Here is a 2,631-nt window from a genome sequence, read left to right on the forward strand (position 1 = left end):
CGGGATCGATCATCTGGGTGCGGTTGCCCAGCAGATCGTATTGATAATCCACCCGTCCCATGAATTTATCGATGGCGGTTACCAGCATACCGCGGGCATCGTAATAGCGCTGCTCCCTGGTCGATTCGTTGGCGATCAGGGTCTTTCTGCCGACATTGTCATAGGTGTAGGATTTGAACGTGGTGTCGCCTGCGCTTTCTTTAATCACGCGGTCGCGCCTGTCATATGTATAGGCGATGGCGGCGCCGTTTGGCTGGTGTTTCTCCAGCAGCTTACCCGTCGGGCTGTAAATAAAGGTGGTTGTTTTGCCCAATGCGTCCATGGACTCTATCCTGCGGTCCATCTCGTCGTAGGCGAAATATTGAGCGTTGCCGTTGGCATCGGTTACCCGGATGAGGTTGCCCACAGTATCGTAGAGATTTTCCGTGGCGTAGCCTTCGGCGTCGATTACGGCCGTTACCCGGTCGAGTTCGTCGTATTCCCTGGCGGTGATGTTGCCGTTGGCGTCCTGTTGGGCAATGAGCCTGCCTTTGGCATCATATTGATAGAAGGTTTCCCTGTTGCCGGGGAAGGTGCGGTCCGTAGGTTCTGACGCGAGAAAAAAAGAAGCAAGCAAAGACTCGACCCCTGTCCCCTGTCCTGTCCTCCCTAATAACCACCTCCTCTACTATCACTATCAGATTGCCCCATATCACCAACAGTCGAACCATCTGGCATTTCATTTCCTTCAGGATCTCCCCCAGGATATTCTATTCTTAAAAGGCAAGACACTACCTTTCCTGACCCTCGTTTGCGTGCACTGCAACACAAAGTATGATTGAATTTCGTGCATTAGTTTTATCGAAAAACGATTGCGAAAATAAAGAATAGTAGAGGCGTAGAAGGTGTAGCAAATAATAGAATATATCTGTTTGATCTGGAAAGATTTGGAAAGATGTAAAATGAAAAGAAAAATGAAAGAGCGAAGAAAAAGGAATACAAAACCCAATAGCTTCCTCTGTTGTTCAGACCAAAGATTTCCAAAATCATATTAGATAATGCAGCCACTGAACAAAATAAGATGAGAGGGTATAAGATTAGCAAAGCGTTATATTCACAACCTATATTCGGAGTAATTTTCTTCTTCATCTTTTAAGCATTAATAGGTTATTGACGGTGCGGAGCATCTTGCGCCGTTATTATTTGCAGTGTGGTCCCTGCAGAGCCACGGCCGTTACCCTATCGAGTCCGTCGTATTCCCTGGCGGTGATGTTGCCGTTGGCGTCCTGCTGGGCCATGAGCCTGCCTTTGGCATCATATTTATAAAAGGTTTCCCTGGCGCCGGGGAAGGTGCGGTCCGTAGGTTCTGACGCGAGAAAAGAAGAGTCAAGCAAAGACCCGAACCCTTTCCCGGTAGTATTTTCGCTGTCATATCTGGCATGATCAGGCGATATTGCGATAGGATAGAAAACCGGTTTTGTTTTGACGCCCTGATTAAGTTTCCTTTTCTAATAACCAAAAGTTGATAGAGGAATCTTGTGGGCCTGGCAGTACTCGACTTGGCTCAAGCCGCATTTTTCACATTCCTCAATATGGTTTTGCCAGAATTCCTTCTTTTGATCACTGTTCATTGTATGCCTCCTTTTTAAGGTTTGGCATACTGGAACATTTTCTTAATGGGTTGAGAAGATGCGGTTCCTTAAGCGCTTACGTTTATATTAATACTGACTCTCGTTTTGCGTGTAAATTTATTCCACTAAATACGCCAATTAAATCGTGGGTGTTGTTAGTGTTGTTTAAGGCTGTTTAAGATCAATCTAGTGTGATCGACAAAATAATCGCGATTAAGAAGGTGAAAATTAAACAAAATAGAATATCGAATTTCGAAAAATCATCGAAGTTTAACTTTATCATTTTCACAAAAATACTAAATCGTCGCTTCTGATATAGTAAGCAGCAAAAAAAAAGGATTACCCAACTTGCTACAAAAACCGACAAGAAAGTGATATTTAAGTCCATAATATTACAAGAAGTGTGTATTTCATCAGGGCATGCTATTCACAAGTAGGCGCATGCGCATCATTTGGAAAAGGATCAAATATTCCAAAGGCGAAATTAAATGCCTTTAGCGCAGAACTAGCTGCGGTGCCAACAAAATCTTTGGCCAATTCTTCAGCCAAAGTTTGTGCTCCAATGTTAATCATCCATGACCAATCCCAGTCAGCAAAAAAACTAAATAATTCATTCAAGGTAGTTTTATTTATCAACCCGACAATATTTCCATAATATCCAATATTCCCATATCCATATACATCATAATTATCATAAAAATCGGAATGACTATCATTTGTGCTACTAGGCCCACCAGCAATGTCACCATTGGCAGTTTCATCTCCCGTTTCGGGCCCGCCATATCCGCCTGTATGCAGTCCGAATGCATCTACCAAATTAACAGGATTATTTTCAACATAAGAAAATAAATTAATTCCACCCAAAATTCCAATCGGATCAGCAGTAGTCCATATCCCCACCATAGCGTCATATTGCCGGAAATGAAAGTGATAGAGCTCGCTTTCGCTGTCAAAGCGCTTGCCGGTGAAGGTATAGGGGTTTTTATCCAAATCTCCCGCCAGCACCTCGCCGAAGACATCA

At 43.7% G+C, this 2,631-nt stretch carries 3 protein-coding genes and 1 pseudogene; all 4 read right to left on the reverse strand.

All coding sequences use genetic code 11. From position 1 onward, the window contains the following. Window positions 1-616 (reverse strand): annotated as a pseudogene (locus JWG88_RS21200) (RHS repeat protein); the annotation flags it as partial. A 562-nt stretch (window positions 617-1,178) separates the two neighbouring features. Further along, on the reverse strand, window positions 1,179-1,373 hold the full coding sequence (locus JWG88_RS21205) for an RHS repeat domain-containing protein (RefSeq protein ID WP_205235817.1): 195 nt from the start codon (window positions 1,371-1,373) through the stop codon (window positions 1,179-1,181). A gap of 114 nt (window positions 1,374-1,487) precedes the next feature. Next, window positions 1,488-1,610, reverse strand: coding sequence for an IS66 family insertion sequence element accessory protein TnpA (gene tnpA, locus JWG88_RS22045; protein WP_306793152.1), 123 nt, complete (start codon window positions 1,608-1,610; stop codon window positions 1,488-1,490). 423 nt (window positions 1,611-2,033) lie between these two features. Continuing rightward, a partial coding sequence (locus JWG88_RS21210) for an RHS repeat-associated core domain-containing protein (protein ID WP_205235818.1) occupies window positions 2,034-2,631 on the reverse strand: 598 nt, incomplete at its 5' end.

It is taken from the genome of Desulfopila inferna, assembly GCF_016919005.1.
In the GTDB taxonomy this organism is placed as follows: Bacteria; Desulfobacterota; Desulfobulbia; order Desulfobulbales; family Desulfocapsaceae; genus Desulfopila_A; species Desulfopila_A inferna.

Bases quoted from the DNA above. Each gene is read 5' to 3' on its own strand.
- tnpA (WP_306793152.1), bottom strand. From the start codon at position 1,610: ATGAACAGTGATCAAAAGAAGGAATTCTGGCAAAACCATATTGAGGAA.